Source organism: Taibaiella lutea, from assembly GCF_008629695.1.
Classification (GTDB): domain Bacteria; phylum Bacteroidota; class Bacteroidia; order Chitinophagales; family Chitinophagaceae; genus Taibaiella; species Taibaiella lutea.
In genome coordinates, this window is the sequence record NZ_VWSH01000002.1 from 12,666 (window position 1) to 31,317 (window position 18,652).

Annotated in this window: 19 protein-coding genes and 2 tRNA genes; 17 read left to right on the forward strand and 4 right to left on the reverse strand. The window is 38.9% G+C overall.

Annotated features, from left to right (window positions below; genetic code table 11):
- Nucleotides 1–4: 4 nt before the first annotated feature.
- Nucleotides 5–463 (reverse strand): META domain-containing protein, encoded by a 459-nt coding sequence (locus tag F0919_RS07430; protein WP_190277307.1) that lies wholly within the window; start codon nucleotides 461–463, stop codon nucleotides 5–7.
- Nucleotides 464–655: 192 nt separating this feature from the next.
- On the opposite strand from F0919_RS07430, the gene F0919_RS07435 reads away from it, so the two are divergent.
- From F0919_RS07435 to F0919_RS07445, 3 genes are all read left to right on the forward strand, one after another.
- The gene (locus tag F0919_RS07435; protein WP_150032824.1) at nucleotides 656–1,288 is read left to right on the forward strand and encodes a deoxynucleoside kinase; all 633 of its coding nucleotides are present in this window, start codon (nucleotides 656–658) and stop codon (nucleotides 1,286–1,288) included.
- Nucleotides 1,289–1,591: 303 nt separating this feature from the next.
- Nucleotides 1,592–2,308, forward strand: a complete 717-nt coding sequence (locus tag F0919_RS07440) for a response regulator transcription factor (RefSeq protein ID WP_150032130.1) — start codon at nucleotides 1,592–1,594, stop codon at nucleotides 2,306–2,308.
- 51 nt (nucleotides 2,309–2,359) lie between these two features.
- Nucleotides 2,360–2,668 (forward strand): hypothetical protein, encoded by a 309-nt coding sequence (locus F0919_RS07445; protein ID WP_150032131.1) that lies wholly within the window; start codon nucleotides 2,360–2,362, stop codon nucleotides 2,666–2,668.
- A 3-nt stretch (nucleotides 2,669–2,671) separates the two neighbouring features.
- Here F0919_RS07445 and F0919_RS07450 read toward each other — a convergent pair whose 3' ends face one another.
- The gene (locus F0919_RS07450; RefSeq protein ID WP_150032132.1) at nucleotides 2,672–2,986 is read right to left on the reverse strand and encodes a hypothetical protein; all 315 of its coding nucleotides are present in this window, start codon (nucleotides 2,984–2,986) and stop codon (nucleotides 2,672–2,674) included.
- A gap of 175 nt (nucleotides 2,987–3,161) precedes the next feature.
- Nucleotides 3,162–4,607 (reverse strand): glycine--tRNA ligase, encoded by a 1,446-nt coding sequence (locus tag F0919_RS07455; protein WP_150032133.1) that lies wholly within the window; start codon nucleotides 4,605–4,607, stop codon nucleotides 3,162–3,164.
- A 764-nt stretch (nucleotides 4,608–5,371) separates the two neighbouring features.
- Here F0919_RS07455 and F0919_RS07460 point away from each other — a divergent pair.
- From F0919_RS07460 to F0919_RS07495, 8 genes are all read left to right on the forward strand, one after another.
- Nucleotides 5,372–6,043: a hypothetical protein gene (locus tag F0919_RS07460; RefSeq protein WP_150032134.1), complete on the forward strand. Its 672-nt coding sequence runs from the start codon at nucleotides 5,372–5,374 to the stop codon at nucleotides 6,041–6,043.
- A 129-nt stretch (nucleotides 6,044–6,172) separates the two neighbouring features.
- Entirely contained in the window at nucleotides 6,173–6,685 is a 513-nt protein-coding gene (locus F0919_RS07465) for a transposase (protein WP_150032135.1), read from the forward strand.
- A 295-nt stretch (nucleotides 6,686–6,980) separates the two neighbouring features.
- Nucleotides 6,981–7,529 carry a dihydrofolate reductase family protein gene (locus tag F0919_RS07470; protein WP_150032136.1) on the forward strand — a complete coding sequence of 183 codons (549 nt, stop codon included), beginning with the start codon at nucleotides 6,981–6,983 and terminating at the stop codon, nucleotides 7,527–7,529.
- A gap of 58 nt (nucleotides 7,530–7,587) precedes the next feature.
- Nucleotides 7,588–7,992 (forward strand): hypothetical protein, encoded by a 405-nt coding sequence (locus F0919_RS07475; RefSeq protein WP_150032137.1) that lies wholly within the window; start codon nucleotides 7,588–7,590, stop codon nucleotides 7,990–7,992.
- A gap of 38 nt (nucleotides 7,993–8,030) precedes the next feature.
- Nucleotides 8,031–8,789: a helix-turn-helix domain-containing protein gene (locus tag F0919_RS07480; RefSeq protein WP_150032138.1), complete on the forward strand. Its 759-nt coding sequence runs from the start codon at nucleotides 8,031–8,033 to the stop codon at nucleotides 8,787–8,789.
- 27 nt (nucleotides 8,790–8,816) lie between these two features.
- Entirely contained in the window at nucleotides 8,817–10,082 is a 1,266-nt protein-coding gene (locus F0919_RS07485; RefSeq protein ID WP_150032139.1) for an FAD-dependent oxidoreductase, read from the forward strand.
- A 152-nt stretch (nucleotides 10,083–10,234) separates the two neighbouring features.
- A complete protein-coding gene (locus F0919_RS07490; RefSeq protein ID WP_150032140.1) occupies nucleotides 10,235–10,606 on the forward strand; it encodes a VOC family protein in 372 nt (123 codons plus the stop codon).
- Between the two features lie 40 nt (nucleotides 10,607–10,646).
- Nucleotides 10,647–11,279, forward strand: a complete 633-nt coding sequence (locus F0919_RS07495) for a hypothetical protein (RefSeq protein WP_150032141.1) — start codon at nucleotides 10,647–10,649, stop codon at nucleotides 11,277–11,279.
- 78 nt (nucleotides 11,280–11,357) lie between these two features.
- Here F0919_RS07495 and F0919_RS07500 read toward each other — a convergent pair whose 3' ends face one another.
- A complete protein-coding gene (locus F0919_RS07500) occupies nucleotides 11,358–12,986 on the reverse strand; it encodes an acyl-CoA carboxylase subunit beta (protein WP_150032142.1) in 1,629 nt (542 codons plus the stop codon).
- A 408-nt stretch (nucleotides 12,987–13,394) separates the two neighbouring features.
- Between F0919_RS07500 and F0919_RS07505 the strand changes: the two genes are divergently transcribed.
- From F0919_RS07505 to F0919_RS18820, 6 genes are all read left to right on the forward strand, one after another.
- Nucleotides 13,395–15,695, forward strand: a complete 2,301-nt coding sequence (locus F0919_RS07505; protein WP_150032143.1) for a gliding motility-associated C-terminal domain-containing protein — start codon at nucleotides 13,395–13,397, stop codon at nucleotides 15,693–15,695.
- 229 nt (nucleotides 15,696–15,924) lie between these two features.
- A complete protein-coding gene (locus F0919_RS07510) occupies nucleotides 15,925–16,704 on the forward strand; it encodes an enoyl-CoA hydratase/isomerase family protein (protein WP_150032144.1) in 780 nt (259 codons plus the stop codon).
- Nucleotides 16,705–16,910: 206 nt separating this feature from the next.
- Nucleotides 16,911–17,954, forward strand: a complete 1,044-nt coding sequence (locus tag F0919_RS07515; protein ID WP_150032145.1) for a WD40/YVTN/BNR-like repeat-containing protein — start codon at nucleotides 16,911–16,913, stop codon at nucleotides 17,952–17,954.
- Nucleotides 17,955–18,140: 186 nt separating this feature from the next.
- Nucleotides 18,141–18,214 (forward strand) — tRNA-Asp (locus F0919_RS07520).
- A 71-nt stretch (nucleotides 18,215–18,285) separates the two neighbouring features.
- Nucleotides 18,286–18,359, forward strand: a tRNA-Asp gene (locus tag F0919_RS07525).
- Between the two features lie 34 nt (nucleotides 18,360–18,393).
- Nucleotides 18,394–18,528, forward strand: coding sequence for a GIY-YIG nuclease family protein (locus tag F0919_RS18820; protein WP_150032146.1), 135 nt, complete (start codon nucleotides 18,394–18,396; stop codon nucleotides 18,526–18,528).
- Nucleotides 18,529–18,652 lie beyond the last annotated feature (124 nt).

Below are 18,652 nucleotides of genomic sequence, written 5' to 3' on the forward strand. Positions count from 1 at the left end.
TGAATTATTGAGCCATTTTGTGAAAGTGCATCAAAACTATATCGCCCTGAATAAAGGTTAATTCGTTGCCGTCTTTTGAAATGGAGTAATGATTGATCTTTTTAAGGTTTTCAAGAAATATCTTTTCGCCATCACCCATACAAGCCATTTTCGTCATCATCATATCGCCTTTGAAGCTGATAGCATCTTTGTCCTTTTCCAATTTGCCACGGAAAGAATTACAAGATGAATGGCCGCTGTAAGTACCTTCTTTTTCATTAAAACTAATATTGGGTTTTTTGCCGGAATATAATTCCTCAAAGGTTCCGGAAGGATTTGGTACAAAATCCAGTTCCCATGCGCCTGAAAGTTCCATATTTCCGGCATCGGCACCTGCAGTAGTAGTAGCGGAAGTATTTTTGGGCGTATTGCAGGCACTTAAAGTGAAAAGGGCAGCAAAGATTATTACGGGTATTTTCTTCATAAAAACCATTTTGTGACATGAAAATTACAAACAAATGATTGAAACACAGGAAATATGCTGTTAGATTAATGCCAAAATAATTTTACCGCAAAGCATTTCCGCAGGCTTTTTAAAATAAAGCAGAAATTTCTTTTATTTTTGGCAGCTGATAAAAACAAGCATATTAATCCTACGCCCAAAACATTCCATCAGATGCCTCAAAAAAAAATGAAACACATTGCCATTGCAGGAAATATTGGTGCCGGGAAAACCACATTGGCGCAAATGCTGGCAAAGCATTATAAATGGACGCCTCAATATGAAACAACTGAAGACAATCCTTATCTGAATGACTTTTACAACGACATGCAGCGTTGGTCGTTTAACTTACAGGTTTATTTTTTGAATAACCGCCTGACTCAATTGTTGGAAATACAAAATGGAAAGCAGACTGTAATACAGGACAGGACCATCTATGAAGATGCTTATATCTTTGCGCCCAACTTACATGAAATGGGCCTGATGTCGCGCCGCGATTTTGAAAATTATGCGCAGTTCTTCCAGACATTAAAGAAGATGGTAAATCCGCCTGACTTGCTTATCTATCTTAAAGCTTCTATTCCTACTTTGGTGGATCGTATTCAGAAAAGGGGCAGGGACTATGAAGAAAATATACGTCTGGATTACCTGAAACGTCTTAACGAACATTACAATAACTGGATCAGCAAATACAATGACGGTCCTTTATTGATCATCGAATCGGATGAAATAAATTTTGATGAAACAGAAGAGGGTTTTGCACATATCATAGGCAAGATTGATGCGCAGATAAACGGGCTTTTTTAGTCGATAGTGGTTAGTGAGTAGTGAATAGGCAATAGTCAATGGTAAGTAGTGAATAGTGAGTTGTTAATAGTGAATAGTCAATGGTAAGTAGTGAATAGTGAGTTGTTAATAGTGAATAGTCAATGGTGGATCGTGAATGGTGAGTAGTGAAATGATGAATAATATTGACTAACCCACTAACGACTAACTACTGAAAACTAAATATGACATAGATATTACAATCCTCAATAGCGCTATTTCTTCATTCCATACAGAACGCATTACCTTTGCGGGAGCTATATAAATTAAGATTTTAAATAAATCATGGCAGTATCTAAAAATGAATCCAAGGCTTCTTTGCTTGTAGTAGAAGATGAAGAGAGCATAAGGGAAGCCATTAAACTTAACCTTGAGTTGGAAGGTTATGAGGTAACGACGGTTGACAATGGCGCCGCTGTTCTGAAAGCAGTAAAAGCGGAGTATTTCGACCTGATTATTCTTGATATCATGCTTCCGGAAATGGATGGTATTACGGTTTGTGAGAATATACGCGTGCAGAACAATGAAGTGCCTATTCTTTTCTTGTCTGCAAGAAACAGCGGTGCAGACAGGATTGAAGGATTACGCAAAGGTGGCGACGATTATATGACCAAGCCTTTCAACCTGGAAGAATTGTTATTGCGTGTTGAAAAATTGGTGGTCAAAAACAAAAAACTGAAAGAACGTAATACCGCTCCGGATGTTTATGCCTTTGGCAAAAGCCGAATTGACTTCACCGGACAGTCTGCCAAGGACAAAGATGGCAAGGCTATTGAATTAAGCAAGAAGGAGATTGCTTTATTGCGTTTATTGATAGAACATAAAGGTGAAGTGGTTTCGAGAGAGCATATATTGCAGGTTGTTTGGGGCTATAATGTTTATCCTACCACAAGAACGATTGATAATTTCATCCTGAACTTCCGTAAATATTTTGAAAAAGACACCCGTAATCCCAAACATTTTCATTCTGTAAGAGGTGTAGGTTATAAATTCACGGAATAATATTGGTTTTCTGCTTTTGATTTTATATTTTTAACCGTTCAATTCAAAAAAATGATTAAAAAATATACTTTGGCTCTTGCAGCCGTTTTGTGTTTCGCGGCTTCCTGCAACAAAGATAAAGACATGGTGAATGCAACCGTAGTAGATACAGGTGATATTACAAATGTAGGATGTGGCTACCTGCTGCAATTAGAAGATTCTGCTTATCTGGAACCATTGTATCTTTCGTCTGCTTATCAACACGGCGGACTTCGTGTGAAAGTTAAATTTACACATACAGGAGTTGTAGATACCTGCGATTATGCAAACAAAGTATTTGATCAGGTTTCTATTCAGGAAATCAAAAACCTGAACGATTAATCCTTACCAGGCTAAGTCATCGTCGGGAGTTTCAGCGCTGAAATTTCTTCTTGATATAATTTTTTCCAGTTGCCGTTCATAAATAAGGACGGCAATTTTTTTTGTCACCTCATTATCCGTAGCCATTGCTTCTTTGATTTTTCTTTCTGAAATATCGAGCCTGTAAAGCATCGAAAACAGTTTGTCGGGATTACCTTCTATCAGCTTATCTACTCTCCAGGAAAGGACTTCAATTATTTTCTCCTTTGAAATCATTTCCGGAAAATCAATTTCAAAGGAATGGGCAAGGATGGATTGTAATTCTTGTTCAGGCAGCATTTCTGTTCCGGTTTATATGGTAAATTTAGTCGCAATTTGGGTTAATTTCTTAATTAGACAAATCTTGACAATGGAATTTTAGTCTTTTCTTCAGCGATGCCGCGTCGCTACGAGGAAGATTAATAAAAAATGGAACGTAATCTTACGTCCCATTTTTACCTGCTAATTTATAAACTTATAACGCCGCCTGAACAATCTCTCTTACTTTGGAAATGTGAACACGTTCCTGTGCCATCGTATCTCTGTAACGAATAGTAACGGTCTGGTCTTCTTTTGACTGATGGTCGATGGTAACACAAAAAGGTGTACCGATCGCATCCATTCTTCTGTAACGTTTACCGATCGCATCTTTCTCTTCGTAAAAACATTTGAAATGTTGTTTACATTCATCCATCAATTCTCTTGCTATTTCAGGCAAACCGTCTTTCTTCATTAGAGGAAGAACAGCTAATTTAATGGGAGCCAGTTTCGGAATGAATTTCATTACTACGCGGCTGTCCTGTTTTTCTTCGGTGCTTAAATCTTCTTCGGTATAAGCTTCGCTCATCAGCATCAATATGGTTCTGTCCAGACCGATAGATGTTTCGATTACATAAGGAATATAGTTACCGTACGCCTTACCTGTTTCAGGGTCAATATCGGCATCGAAGTACTGCATCTTCTTTTTGCTGTACAATTGATGTTGTGTCAAATCAAAATCACCACGGCTATGAATACCTTCCAGTTCCTTGAAGCCCATCGGGAAATCATATTCGATATCGCAGGCTGCGTCGGCATAGTGCGCTAACTTAACGTGATCATGGAAACGATATTTATCGGCAGCAACGCCAAGCGTACTGTGCCATTCCCTGCGTTTTTCCTTCCAGTATTCGTACCATTGTTTTTGTGTGCCGGGGCGAACGAAGAACTGCATTTCCATTTGTTCGAATTCGCGCATACGGAAGATAAAACCACGTGCTACGATTTCGTTACGGAATGCTTTACCTGTTTGTGCAATACCGAAAGGAATTTTCATCCTTGCAGTCTTTTGTACATTCAGGAAGTTTACGAATATACCTTGTGCCGTTTCAGGACGTAAGTAAATGGTGTTGCTTTCTTCGGCTACAGAACCTACTTCGGTGGAGAACATCAGGTTGAACTGACGTACATCTGTCCAGTTAACCGTTCCGCTAACGGCACATTTTATTTTATTTGTTTCAATCAGGGTTTTCAAACCTGCAAAATCATCGGCGGCAATCAATTTTTCCATTTCGGCAATCAAAGCATCACCTTGTTCCTGTGGCAATGTTTCTGCAAAACCTTCAATCAGATGGTCAACACGGTAGCGCTTTTTGCTGTCCTTGTTGTCAATCATCGGATCGCTGAAATTATCTACGTGGCCGCTGGCTTTCCATGTGGTGGGATGCATGAAGATGGCTGCATCGATACCTACAATGTTTTGTTCATTCATCTGGGTCATCCAACGCCACCAATAATCACGGACGTTGCGCTTCAGCTCAACACCCCATTGACCATAATCGTACACCGCACCAAGACCATCGTATATTTCGCTGGAAGGAAACACGAAACCGTATTCCTTTGCATGGGCAATAATTGCCTGTAATTTGTTTTCGTTTGCCATAATAAGGCTGCAAAGATATTGGATTAGATAATATTGTACAAGGAAGTATTTGAGTGATTTATAGTGTAATCAGCTGCTGTTGTAATGAGAATTGACGATTATGTAAATTGCTTGCCGGTATTCAGAATGAAAGACGTATTTATATAAATCTTTTTAAAAATGAATGGATTAAATAGCGTTGCGGTAAAATAGCAATATGATATAAAAATAATCACCATGCGTTATGTCATAATTGCACCTGACGTTCAAATAATCGCACCCGATACTTACATAATTACAGTTGAACACAACATAATCGGATCGGCAGTTTAAATAATCGATATTGACATGTAAATAATAATCATGCATTGTGACATAATAACAGTTGACGTTCAAATAATCGCACCCGCAACTGAAATAATTACAGTTGAACTTTGCATAATCGCATCTGACGGTAGCATAATAAGAGTTAACGATAGCATAATGGAAATGTACATTGAAAATAATGAAGCTGTTTTTAATTTAAAGAATGCCGGATGTGGGAAATAAGGTTTTGTTGTTGGTTAAAATGCAAATGACAGCAGAAATAATACCTGTTTTTAGTTCAATTGAGTCTATGCAATAAACTGTGGTATGAACGTTTTTTACTGACACCGTAAGAGATAAGATGTTGTTGGTGACAATACCAACTGAGAATAGCAGGGATTTTAGGATTGGGTTTGTATTTTTGTATTGGCATAGCAATAAACCCATTCTTTGTTAGAAAAAATACCGGCAAAATCGTCATGATCAAGCTTATCAAAATATTATTTGTATTTCCCCTATTTATATTGTTGCCCCATTGTTTGTATAGCCAGATACACTTAGGTATTGGCTATACAGGAGCGCGGTTAGTCTCAAACACAAGCATTGCGGGCGGATTTTCATTCTTTGCAGGGAAAAACATCGTTGACATGCGTAATTCCTCCTTTTCTGTTTCCACTAATGTAAAAATCGGAATGGAGGATAAAGCCGGGACCGGAGTAATCATTCCATTAATTATTGCTGCATTATATTACGGAGGAGATGATGGCAATACTTTCAATAATGCCACTACAAACGATGCCGGAGTGAATGGTGGTACCATTCATCTTTTTGTCGATTTGCCATTATTGTTGCATTATAATTTTGGTTTAGGTTCTGATGAAGGCTGCAAAAGGAATTGGGGATTTTATTTAGGTGGCGGCGTCAGCTATACAACTACAGGGTTTACAAACATATCAGGATTTTCAAGAGCAACGGATTTCTTTGGATATGTGATGGATGGAGGTATAAGGTTTGCAAAGAATGTCGATATTAATATTTCAAATACAATTTCCGCACGTAAGCCTATCGGACCGCTTAATCATCCTATATTTTCCGAAATAACCCTGGCTTTACGTTTAGAACACAGAAAGAAGAAAAGCAGGCGGCAATAAGTATATAACAAGGTAAATACTTTTTCCGCCGTTCGTGTTTTCACGAACAACGGCATGAATGATAGGATTTTCCGCCGTTGTTGGTGTTTTCACCAACAACAAACGCTATCTTCATTTTAAAGTTTTAAGATGAGCGTATTCAAAAGATATGAACTCCATTTTTTCACTGCTACCATTCTGGAATGGAAAATGCTTTTACTGCCAGATAAGTATAAAGACATTATCATCGACAGCCTTAAGTTTTTAGTAAAGGAAGAGCGTGTCATCATCCATGGATTTGTAATTATGAGTAATCATATACACATCATCTGGCATTGCAGACATCCTCACAAAAGAGAAAATATTCAACGCGATTTCCTGAAATTTACGGCACAGAAAATAAAATTCGATTTGATAGAAAATCATCCGGAAGTATTAAGGCATTTTAAAGTGAATGCAAAAGACAGGGAATATCAGTTTTGGGAAATAAATCCATTGTCCATTGATATCTGGACGGAAGCGGTTGTAAAGCAAAAACTTAATTATATCCATGAAAATCCTTTAAGAGCAGGATTAGTAAAGAATCCTGTTGAGTATCTTTATTCTTCGGCAAGGTATTATGAAACAGGCATAGATGATTGGGGGGTTCTGACGCCATTATAATCTTTGGTTATGATGTATATTAATGTTTGTTGTTTGTTGGTGAAAACACCAACAACGGCGTGAAGCAGTATTAGTAAAGAATCCTGTTGAGTATCTTTATTCTCGGCAAGGTATTATGAAACAGGCATAGATGATTGGGGGTTTCTGATACCTTTATAATCTATGGTTATGATGTATATTAATGTTTGTTGTTGTTGTTTTCACCAACAACAGCGTGATCTCTGGCTATGATGTGTTAATGATGTGTGTTGTTGGTGACAACACCAACGACGGCGTGAATTCAAATCAACATAAAATGAAGAAAGTAATTTTAGATTTGGCCGTAACCTTAGACGGCTTTATTGAAGGGCCAAACGGGGAAATTGATTGGTGTATCATGGATGATGATATGGACTTTGAAGGTTTTATAGCAGGCATCGACACTATATTTTACGGTAGGGTAAGCTATGATCTTTGGGGTAATTTCCAACCGGATGCGAATGCGGGGCATACAGAAAGAATGTTATGGGAAGGCATACATGCCAAAGATAAATTCGTTTTTTCAAGCCAGCACAAACAAGATGAAAAAGCTACTTTTATAAATACCGATATTGTTGATAAGGTAACTGAAATTAAAAAACAAGGTGGAAAAGATATCTGGCTTTATGGCGGCGCCGGCCTTATAAAAACATTTATCGGATTGGATCTTATTGACGTTTACAAGATATCAGTACATCCTACTGTTTTAGGAAGTGGCAAGCCATTGTTTGAGGAGTTAAAAGAAAGGATAGAATTAAGGTTAATTAAAACCAATATTTTCAAATCGGGTGTTGTACAGCTTATTTACGAACCCAAAAGTAAATAGCCGACAAGTCAGATTTGTTCATTCAATCAAATACATTCGGAAAAGTAAAACCGCTTTCATGAAATACTTATTAATCACTTTTTTTCTTTTCTTTTCATTAACGTCAATTGGGCAAAGTTTACGTTCCTATAATTACGGCAAACTCAGTTTAACTGGTAAGGTTGTATTAAAAGACCTTCGGCATCCGATTAACGGAAAAGTTATTAAAGATGCGATGGTATTGGTGTTGCCGCAGCCTGTAAAATTTATTCCCAATCCGGAGAGCGAAGAAGAGGATACTGCCACTACAAGGGAAATTCGTATTTATGGCGACATAATGAAGAATGTAAATCCGAATATGAAGTATAAAGCAATAATAGGAAAGAAGGTTACCATTACTGCTAATTATGAATTTGCACCATCAGGCAATTATCCTTTACTTGTAAATATAATTGAAGACTTTAGTTATAAGATAATAGAATGACAAAAGCGGTGTAGGCATAAACGGAACAGACAAATAAAATGAAAAGCCCTGAAATTCAATATAAGATCATCCGGCCTGATTCAGAGCTTTCAGCATTTGTTGAAAGTTTCTGGATGCTTAAGAACGTTTCAGATAAGGCACATGAAATTGTTGTTTTACCTGATGGCAGGTTTGACATTATTTTTTCTTATTCAGGAAATGAAGAACACGACATTGTTCTCAGAGGCCTGGACACAATGCCTGCTCAAAATTCTATTCCGCCCCGAACTGTAATGTTCGCAGTAAGCTTTAAGCTGCTTGCTATTGAATACCTGCTTGACATCAAAGCTGCATCTGTATTGAATGAAGGCGCGCTGTTACCCGCTGATTTTTGGGATATCAGCAAAAATGATCTGGATGATTTTGAAGCATTTTGTAAAAAAGTCTCGGCTAAGATGATAACGCAAATCAAGCCGGATATTGATGGCAGAAAGCAAAAATTATTTGAACTGATTTATGCTTCAAACGGCGCTTTGCCGGTAAAGGAATTATCTGAAAAGGTTTACTGGAGCAGCCGGCAGATTAACCGGTATTTTAAGGAGCAGTTTGGTATTTCCTTAAAGGCTTACTGCAATATTTTAAGGTTCAAAGCATCTCTGCAACATATCAAAGAAGGCAAACTTTATCCTGAAGAGGATTTTGCGGATCAAAACCACTTTATAAAGGAAATAAAGAAGTTTTCGGGCGTAGTGCCGAAGGAATTGTTTAAAAACCAAAACGACCGATTTATACTATTATCAACCTTGCCGGTGAAATAGTTTTGCATTGTCAAAACAATTCAGGTTATGTTGATACAGGATAAAAAAATAGCCATCATTGGCGGAGGTCCGGGCGGTTTAACGCTTGCACGATTATTACAACTTAAGGGAGCAGATGTAATGGTTTATGAAAGAGATATTAACCGGGATGTAAGAATTCAGGGCGGTGCGCTGGATCTTCATACCGAATCGGGACTGGCTGCACTGGAGAAGGCAGGGCTGATGAATGCATTCAAGACGCATTACAGGCCCGGCGCCGGACTGATAAGGGTAGTAGATAACCAGGCAAAGATTCACTTTGATGAACACCTGAAGGGCAAGGCGGAAACCTTTGGCGACAAAGGCCACCGGCCTGAAATTGACCGCGGTCCGTTACGGGATATACTGTTGGATTCTTTACAGCCTGAAGCAGTAGTCTGGGATAGCCACATCATATCTGTTGAGAAGCTACAAGACACATGGAAACTTGTTTTTCAAAACGGCGAAGCAGTTGTTGCTGATATTGTAATAGGTGCAGATGGGGCAAACAGTAAAATAAGACCTTTTGTTACTGATATTAAACCTTTGTGGACAGGTATTACAATGTTGGAAGGCTCCATAAAAGATGCCCGGAAAACAGCACCTTCAATTCATAATCTTCTGCAGGGCGGCAAAATATTTGCTTACGGAAATGAAAAGACTTTGATTGTAAGTTCCAAAGGCGACGGAAGTTTTGGCTTTGCCACAGGCTGCAAAACAGAAGAGTTTTGGGATAAGAAAAGCGGCATAGATTTCAAAGACAACAAACAGGTTTTGGCTTGGTTCAAACAAACATTTCCGGAATGGAGCAGTATATGGCATGAATTATTTGCCAGCGAAACAACGCTTTTCATTCCAAGGCCACAATATTGTATGCCGCTAAATCAGCAATGGATAGCGCAACCAGGCATCACTTTAATTGGCGATGCAGCTCATTGGATGCCGCCTTTTGCAGGTGAGGGTGTAAACATGGCGATGCTGGATGCGCTGCAATTAAGCGAAGCGCTTACCAATCCTGCATTTACAACTGTGCAGGCAGCTATAGCGAATTATGAAAAGAAAATGTTTAAACGGTTTGCCACAATAGGTCAGGGTACTTTGTTTAATACAGAATGGATGCATAAGCCAGATGCGCTGAAGGATATGTTGAACATGTTCGGTAAAAACATTTTCAGGCAAAGTTTATTCATCGCTAAAATGTGGATGAATATTACTTTGGTTCCTTCTGTCAGGAGAGTTGCGGGATTGGCACCAAGGCAATATGTGTTAAAATAGATTTCGGAGGAAAATAGCTTGCAATGAGATACTGAATGTATGCGCCTGTTCTTTTATACATTTGTGTGTGCCGGATGCGCTGGCCATAACATTGCAATGACATGAGGCAACATGTTGCGGCAATCACTAACAATAAAATAAAAAAGAATAACATGAAATTAGGAGCATTTTCAATCAGCCTTAGTGTAAAGGATCTTGATGTTTCAAGAGAATTCTATGAAAATCTTGGGTTCAAGGTTTTTGGAGGGAGCATGGAGAAAAACTATCTCATTATGAAAAATGAGAATGCCCTTGTAGGACTTTTCCAGGGCATGTTTCAGGGAAATATATTAACGTTTAATCCGGGTTGGGATGAAAATGCCCGAAATATGGAACAGTTCGACGATGTAAGAGCTATTCAACAGGAATTGAAAAATAAAAGCATCAGCTTAATGACGGAAGCAGACGAACAGACAACCGGTCCGGCAAGTGTTATGTTGACTGATCCTGATGGCAATATGATTCTGATTGATCAGCACCGATAAAGAAATTTATACCTTATCATTGCTGAAAAAATTAACCCTTATGAAAATACCCTTTTTATTCTTATGTTTTGCCTTATTGGGGTTCGCTTCCAATGCTCAGGAGTCTGTCGATGCTGCGGCTATAGAACCCAAAGCACAATTTCAACTCAATGTTAACGACACTTTTTATTTACTGAATGAAAAAGAATTATTAAAGGTTACGGAAACGCTTGTCAAGCCTACGATCTCTATTCAACTGGCCGATTTCAAGAAGTTCAACAGTAATTATGTTTCCTTTGAATATCCGCGCCAATATACCTTTGAGTTCAATGAAGATGCCGGGATAAATTACAAGAACTGGATATTCAGCGGCAATGATATCAAGGTAATGCTTTTCCAGTTTGGCTCAACAGTTTCAATAGACGCGCTGATAGACGGGATGGTGTCGAAATTTGGTAAAAGAAATTGTAAGGTGACTCCTTTTAAAAAGAAATTAGGCATAAAAGTATGCGAAGGCAGAAGTCTCAGGGTTTCAATGGCGGAGCAGTTATTGAATATGGATTTCTATGAATTGTCTTCCAACGGCGAAGGCACTATAATTATGGCTTTTCAAAGCTCCCTGGAAGATGACGGTTCTTCATCGGGTGAATACAAAACAGGGTTTAAGACGATTGATAATTCCATTTCTTATTGATAAAATACATCGATACAGTCAAATAAAAAGGTTGTCCTGATTCTCAGGACAACCTTTTTATTACTCAATATGATAAACTTAAACCTGAAACACACCAGCTTTCCACTCGCGTTCGATGGGCGCATGATTTGCAGCATTAATACCTTCTGAAATTACCTTGCGCGTATCTGCAGGATCAATAATTTCATCTACCCACAAACGTGCAGCAGCATAGTATGCAGAAGTTTGTGTGTTATATCTGTCGGTAATGGTTTTTAATAATTCCTGTTCTTTTTCCGGGTCAATAATTTCGCCTTTAGCTTTTAAGGAAGCAACCTGAATCTGCAGTAATGTTTTAGCTGCCTGTTCTCCTCCCATTACGGCAATCTTGGCATTAGGCCATGCGTATATAAAGCGGGGATCATAAGCCTTGCCGCACATGGCATAATTACCTGCGCCATAGCTGTTACCGATAACAATTGTAATTTTAGGAACAACGGAATTTGCAACTGCATTCACCAATTTTGCACCATCTTTAATAATGCCGGATTGCTCGCTGCGTGTACCAACCATAAAGCCTGTTACATCCTGCAAAAATACCAACGGGATTTTCTTCTGATTGCAATTCTGGATAAATCGTGCTGCTTTATCTGCGCTGTCATTATAAATTACACCGCCTAATTGCATTTCTTTTTTACCACTTTTCACAATGGTACGTTGATTGGCTACAATGCCCACAGCCCAGCCTTCTATACGTGCGTATCCACAAACAATGGTCTTGCCGTAATCTTCTTTGAACTGGTCAAATTCAGAATTATCAACCAGGCGTTCTATAACTTCAACCACATCATAAGGCTTGTTATTGTCAACCGATACAATACCATAAATCTCTTTCGTTTCTTTTTTTGGTTTTGCGGGTTCAGTACGGTCAAAACCGGCTTTGGGTTGTGAACCGATTTTATCAATAATACGGCGAACCTGATCGAGGCATTCCTGCTCGGTTTCAAATTTATAATCTGCAATGCCGCTGATTTCAGTATGCATTTTGGCACCGCCCAATGCTTCCTGGTCGGCATCTTCGCCAATAGCGGCCTTTACAAGATAAGGTCCTGCAAGAAAGATAGAGCCATTGCCTTCTACCATTAAAGTTTCATCGCTCATGATTGGTAAATAAGCACCGCCTGCAACACAGCTTCCCATCACTGCCGCGATTTGTGTAATGCCCATAGCACTCATCTGAGCATTGTTTCTGAATATGCGTCCGAAATGTTCTTTGTCAGGAAAAATTTCGTCCTGCATAGGAAGGTAAACACCTGCACTGTCTACTATGTAAACCACGGGTAGTTTATTTTCCATGGCAATTTCCTGTAAACGTAAATTCTTTTTACCTGTAATAGGAAACCATGCACCCGCTTTAACTGTATTGTCATTTGCTACAATCACGCACTGACGGCCTTTAATATAGCCAAGCCCGGCTACGGTTCCACCGGCAGGACAACCACCTTCTTCTTTATACATTTCATAACCTGCAAAGGCGCCGATTTCAATGAAAGTACTGTCTTTATCTATAAGATATTGAATGCGCTCGCGGGGCGCCATCTTATTTTTGGCGCGGGCTTTTTCCATGGCTTTTTTACCGCCACCTTCTTCAATTTTTGAAAAACGTTGTTTCATTTGGCTGATTGCCAAACGCATAGCATCATCATTTTTGTTAAAATCCAGATTCATCAATCATCTTTTTTGAGGTGCTAAAATTATATTTTTTATTACAGTATTCATGTGTTTCTGTGTTCTTTCTGAAAAGAAATTTGATTAAAGATGATTTTTTACAGAAATAAATCAGAAAAAAAGCATTTGTTTTTCTTAATGAAAAGTTATTTTAAGGAATTTTTTTATAACGATTTATAAATGTATAAACAGCTAATTGATAACATTTCAATCAATTCTATAAATGTTAAAACGGTTATACATCAAATACTCCATATAAGAAGAGGGATTTACATAACTTTCGGTTATCTTTAACCCTATACAATGAAGACATCCTGATGTCTTTGTTTTAAAACCAATAACCAAATTCCCTTCAGGGAGGTTTGTAATGTACTTAGTTGTCTTTTTTAACGCCCAAAAGTTTAGTCAATGAAAAAAGTATTACAAATTTTTAGTGCATTTTTGTTTCTTAACCTTATTGCCGGAGACCTTAAAGCACAGCTCTTACCTCCAAACTTACCCGAACAAGATGCTTGCTCTGCCTTGCAAATCTGCGGTAATTTCTTTACACCTTATGGTTATCAGAGCACAGGTTCGGTGATGGACTTAAATACAACCCCCTGTGGTAGTCCTGAGGCTGCTTCTGTATGGTTTCGCCTGGAAGTAAATTCTCCCGGTATCATTGTTTTTGCCATTACGCCCGTTGACCCTGCGGATGATTACGATTTTGCAGTTGTAGATATTACTAATGGCAATTGTAACAGCATACAGCAATCAGAGGTGATAAGATGTAATTTTAATAACAATGAGCAACCTAATACTTATTATCCCAACGGGGTTATAGGCTTAAATACTACTTCGACGACTACTACGGTATTCGCAGGTCTTTACGGACAGCCTTTTCTGCAACAAATCAATGCCAATGCAGGAGATGTGTATCTGATAATGATAAATAATTATGGCCATGACGATTGTTTTGGCGGTTGTCCGGGTTCCGGCTTTTTATTGGATTTCGCAGGAAGCACTGCTGGCTTTAATCAACCGCCGCCGCCCAAGTTTCAACAGGTTTTACCTTACTGCGACTTGTCTCAGCAATTGACAGTTAAATTAAACACGAATGTTCTTTGCAGCTCTATTGCAACTGACGGCAGTGACTTTTACCTTACGCCAAGCGGAACAGTTGCAAGTGCACAGGGACTTAATTGTACTGGCCCTGCAGGTTATACCGATAAAATCAAACTAAATTTCAGTAGCCCCTTACCCAATGGAGATTACTCCATCCATGCCAAAGTTGGAACTGATGGGAATACATTGCTCGGTCTTTGCAATTCCGCATTGGTTACACCGGATTCCCTCAATTTCCATGTCGGATTAGATCCTATTGCCATGATTTCCATTGATTCTCCTGCATGCCAGACAATCAAGATTAATCTGAATACGCCGACAGCCTGTAATACCATTGCACCTGATGGTACGGATTTTGTGATTACCGGTCCCAGCAATGTAGTTATAGCTTCGGCAACAGGAACAAATTGTATTCCGGGTGGCTTTACTTCAACAGTTGAATTGTCGCTTGCCCAACCTATTGCTGTGGATGGTATTTACACTGTTAAAAGCTATGTAGGCAGCGATGGTAATACATTGGCCGATAGCTGCGGACGTGTATTGCCAACCTTAAATCAGATCTCTTTCAATGTCAATTCTTTCAACGGCTTGTTGAAAGCGCTTCCTGATTCTACTATTTGTAACCTTGGAGAGGTTGTAACACTTTATGGTATCAATAATGGTCCTTCGCCAAGCAGCGGCTTTGATTATACATGGACACCAACTACCAATGTTCAAAACCCCAATTCATTATACACGCCATTAATTGTTCCCGGATTTTTCAGTAATTATGTCCTGGCTACTGTTGATGCCAATGGTTGTTATCTCAGAGATTCTGCCAAGATCAGAGTCATTCCGTTTATAGGCGCTCTTACGCCTTTGCAATCCGAATTGTGTATCGGCGATGCGTTGAAGCTTCATGCAAGCAATGGCGTACAGTATAGCTGGTATGAAGATGCATCATTAAGTACCCCTCCGGATAATAATACTTTTGATTGCACATCATGCCCTGAACCGATAGCAAAACCACCATTGGGAACGAATGATTATTTTGTCCTTATTAAAAGCAGTGTCGGTTGTCTTGATACATTGAAAACTGTTATCGTTGTTCATGACAAACCTCTTATTGAATCTTATCCTGCAGATACTACCGTCAAATATGGTAAAAGCGTTACGCTTCATGCAACCGGAGGAACATTGTATAGCTGGAGTCCTGTATCAACCATGACTGACCCGCAGGTGGCCAATCCGATTGTAACACCAAAAGAGCCTACGGCCTATATTGTTGTGGGTCTAAATGAATTTGGCTGTATGAATTACGATACATCTTTTGTGGATGTAGATTACAGGGTGCTGACACAACTTCCAAATGCGTTTTCTCCGAACGGAGATGATTTGAATGATGTGTTTAAAGTAGCCAATATCGGTTTGCGTAAACTTATCACATTCCAGGTTTATGATCGTTGGGGTAAACAGGTTTTTGAAACGATTAATCCGGATGAAGGATGGGATGGGACCTATAAAGGCAAACCATTGGACGGTGGCGTTTATTATTATTATATAAAACTGGGTTATGCCGATAATGTGGTAGAAACCTTTAAAGGTGACGTTACATTGATTAGATAAACCGGTACTGTTATATTTAAAAAGGCTTTGAAACTATTAAGTTTTAAAGCCTTTTTTGTTTTAATAATTCAGATTTCAGAAGCATTATGATTTGATTTTTATTTTTGAAAAAACAGATGCGATAATATTTCAGCGTAAAATATTCAAATCATTCCCCTTATATTTGACAGCGTTAAAAACGGCAAGACCGTTATTGTACCACATCATTTAAAAACATAATAGTCTAAACATGTACCAAACTATTAAAACAGAACTATCTGACGGAACTTTCATTATCACTATTAACAGACCTGATAAATTGAACGCTTTAAATAAAGATGTCATCAATGAATTAGGACAGGCCCTGGATGAAGTTTATCAAAACAATGATATCAAAGCTGCAATCCTTACAGGTGAAGGTGCAAAGGCGTTTGTCGCCGGCGCGGATATTACGGAATTTACTGATTTGGATGCAAAAGGTGGAGCGGCTTTGGCACAAGTAGGGCAGGATAAGGTTTTTAGCAAAATTGAGAATGCGCCTAAGCCAATCATTGCTGCAGTAAATGGTTTTGCACTGGGTGGTGGCTGCGAGTTGGCGATGGCCTGTCATTTCAGGACTGCAAGTGAAAATGCGAAGTTCGGACAACCGGAGGTAAATCTTGGATTGATTCCGGGTTATGGCGGTACACAACGCCTGGTACAATTGATAGGCAAAGGAAAGGCCATGGAATTATTAATGACTGCCGATATGATTAAAGCGGATGAGGCAAAGGCGTTGGGTTTGGTAAACTATGTTTTTCCTGCTGAAGAATTGATTGCAAAAACAAAGGAAATAGTACAGAAAATTCAGACCAAAGCGCCATTGGCCGTTGGCAAAATTATTGCATTGGTAAACGAAGCAGCAACAGCAAGCCAAACGGGATTGAGTAATGAAGTAAAGGCATTTGGCGAGAGTTTCGGAACAGAAGATAAAAAAGAAGGCACTGCTGCATTTCTTGAAAAAAGAGCAGCTTCTTTCAGCGGGAAATAAATATAATCGATAGCATCAGCCGGCAATATTTTTAATGTTGCCGGTTTTTTTGATTCGTTTATCTTGGATTAATCTGATGTGATATCACAAAAGGTTGGCTAATTCTTAAATATATACACAATTGTGCCAACTTCGGACATATTTTTCCTTGTCTTCCTTTGTACTTTAAACAATTTTTTATAATCTTGAGAAAAAATTACAAGTACATGAAGAAAGGATTTCTACCGGCCGTCTTATTTGCGTCTTTTTTATCTTTTGTAGCCCTTCAGGGTTGCAAAAAAGAAAGTTCAATAGGCATCGATAATGACAAGGTAGTAAAAACTCCCTATAGCCTTTATGTTGCCGATAATAACGGTTGGTTGCTTAATTCAACAGACGGCGAAACCTACAGCAGCATTTTTCCTCCAGATGGCTATCCGCCAAGTCTGATTATTACTTCCGGTAACAATCTTTTGATGTTGAAGGAAAATCTTCACATGAGCGCCAACAACGGTAAAAATTTTAATCCGGTTTATACCACTGTCAAGAAGTTTCCATGGCAGACAATGGCATATAACTCTTATCAACAGAACATGCTTTACATTACCAGTAAATCTGCTCCGCGTGGCGTAGCCGTTAGCCGGGATAATGGAAAGACCTGGGGAGACGATATGGGATGGGATGCTAACGTGCCTCCTGCATTTGAAATATCAAGTTTTACAGGTTTGTCAAACGGCCATGTTTTTGCCTACTCTAACCTGAACAATGTAATGTTTAAAAGAGATAATAATGCAGATAACTGGACGCCTGTTACAATGGAAGGTCTTTTCCCTGTTGACGGTACATTGTTTTATTTAAGCTCGAATTCCAATACTTTGTTCCTTACGGATTATAATGGTCCCGGTGGAGTATGGTATAGCCAAGATGAAGGACTTCACTGGAAACCTTACGGATTGGTTCGTGCTATGACAGAACATCATCTTAACTGTGCAGTATCTCCGAGCGGTGGCACAAGCTTTTTGGTGGGCGTAGATACCGGTGGCGTGTACAGGGTGGAAAACGGAGCATTCAGAAGCTCAACTACAGGCCTGGAAATTAATACTACCGTCTATTCCATGACTGTAAAATCGAACACTTATAAAAACGATGTTACACGAAACTATGTATTTATTGCTACCAATAAAGGTATTTATCGCAGCGAAGACAACGGATATACCTGGGATAAGATGACTTTTGGTGAATTCGATGGTATATATAAAGCTGCTTATTAAAATTAAAGATCTGAATTTATTGAATATAAAAGCTCCGTAAGTCTTACGGGGCTTTACTTTTGAAAGATTAAGGAAAATTATTTTCTACTTTCTTGTGAAAGAATTTTGCGGTTTAAAAATCTCCGAGTATCTTTGCACTCCTTTCGAAAGAGAAGGGGGCATTAAGTTGTCAAATTGAAAGGTTTTGGATTGGTAGTTCAGTTGGTTAGAATGCCGCCCTGTCACGGCGGAGGTCGCGGGTTCGAGTCCCGTCCAGTCCGCAAAAAGCTTCAGAGAAATCTGAAGCTTTTTGATTTAAAAAACCTGATTTGTTTCTTTGTGTTAAATATTTGGATTGGTAGTTCAGTTGGTTAGAATGCCGCCCTGTCACGGCGGAGGTCGCGGGTTCGAGTCCCGTCCAGTCCGCAAAAAGTCGCTCATTCGAGCGGCTTTTTTGTTTATGGAATACTTTGTTTATATTATTCAAAGCCTGGTTGATAATTCCTATTACAAAGGCTTTACGCAAGATCCCGAATCCAGGATTGCACAGCACAATTCCGGGCTTTCTTCCTATACCAGCAATAAAATGCCCTGAAAATATATTTACCTTGAAATATTGCCTGCAAAAAGAGAAGCCCTGATCCGGGAAAAGGCGCTTAAGAAATATAGTCATGCGCAAATAGAACAACTCATTCTTTCCCAAAAGAACTCACTTAATA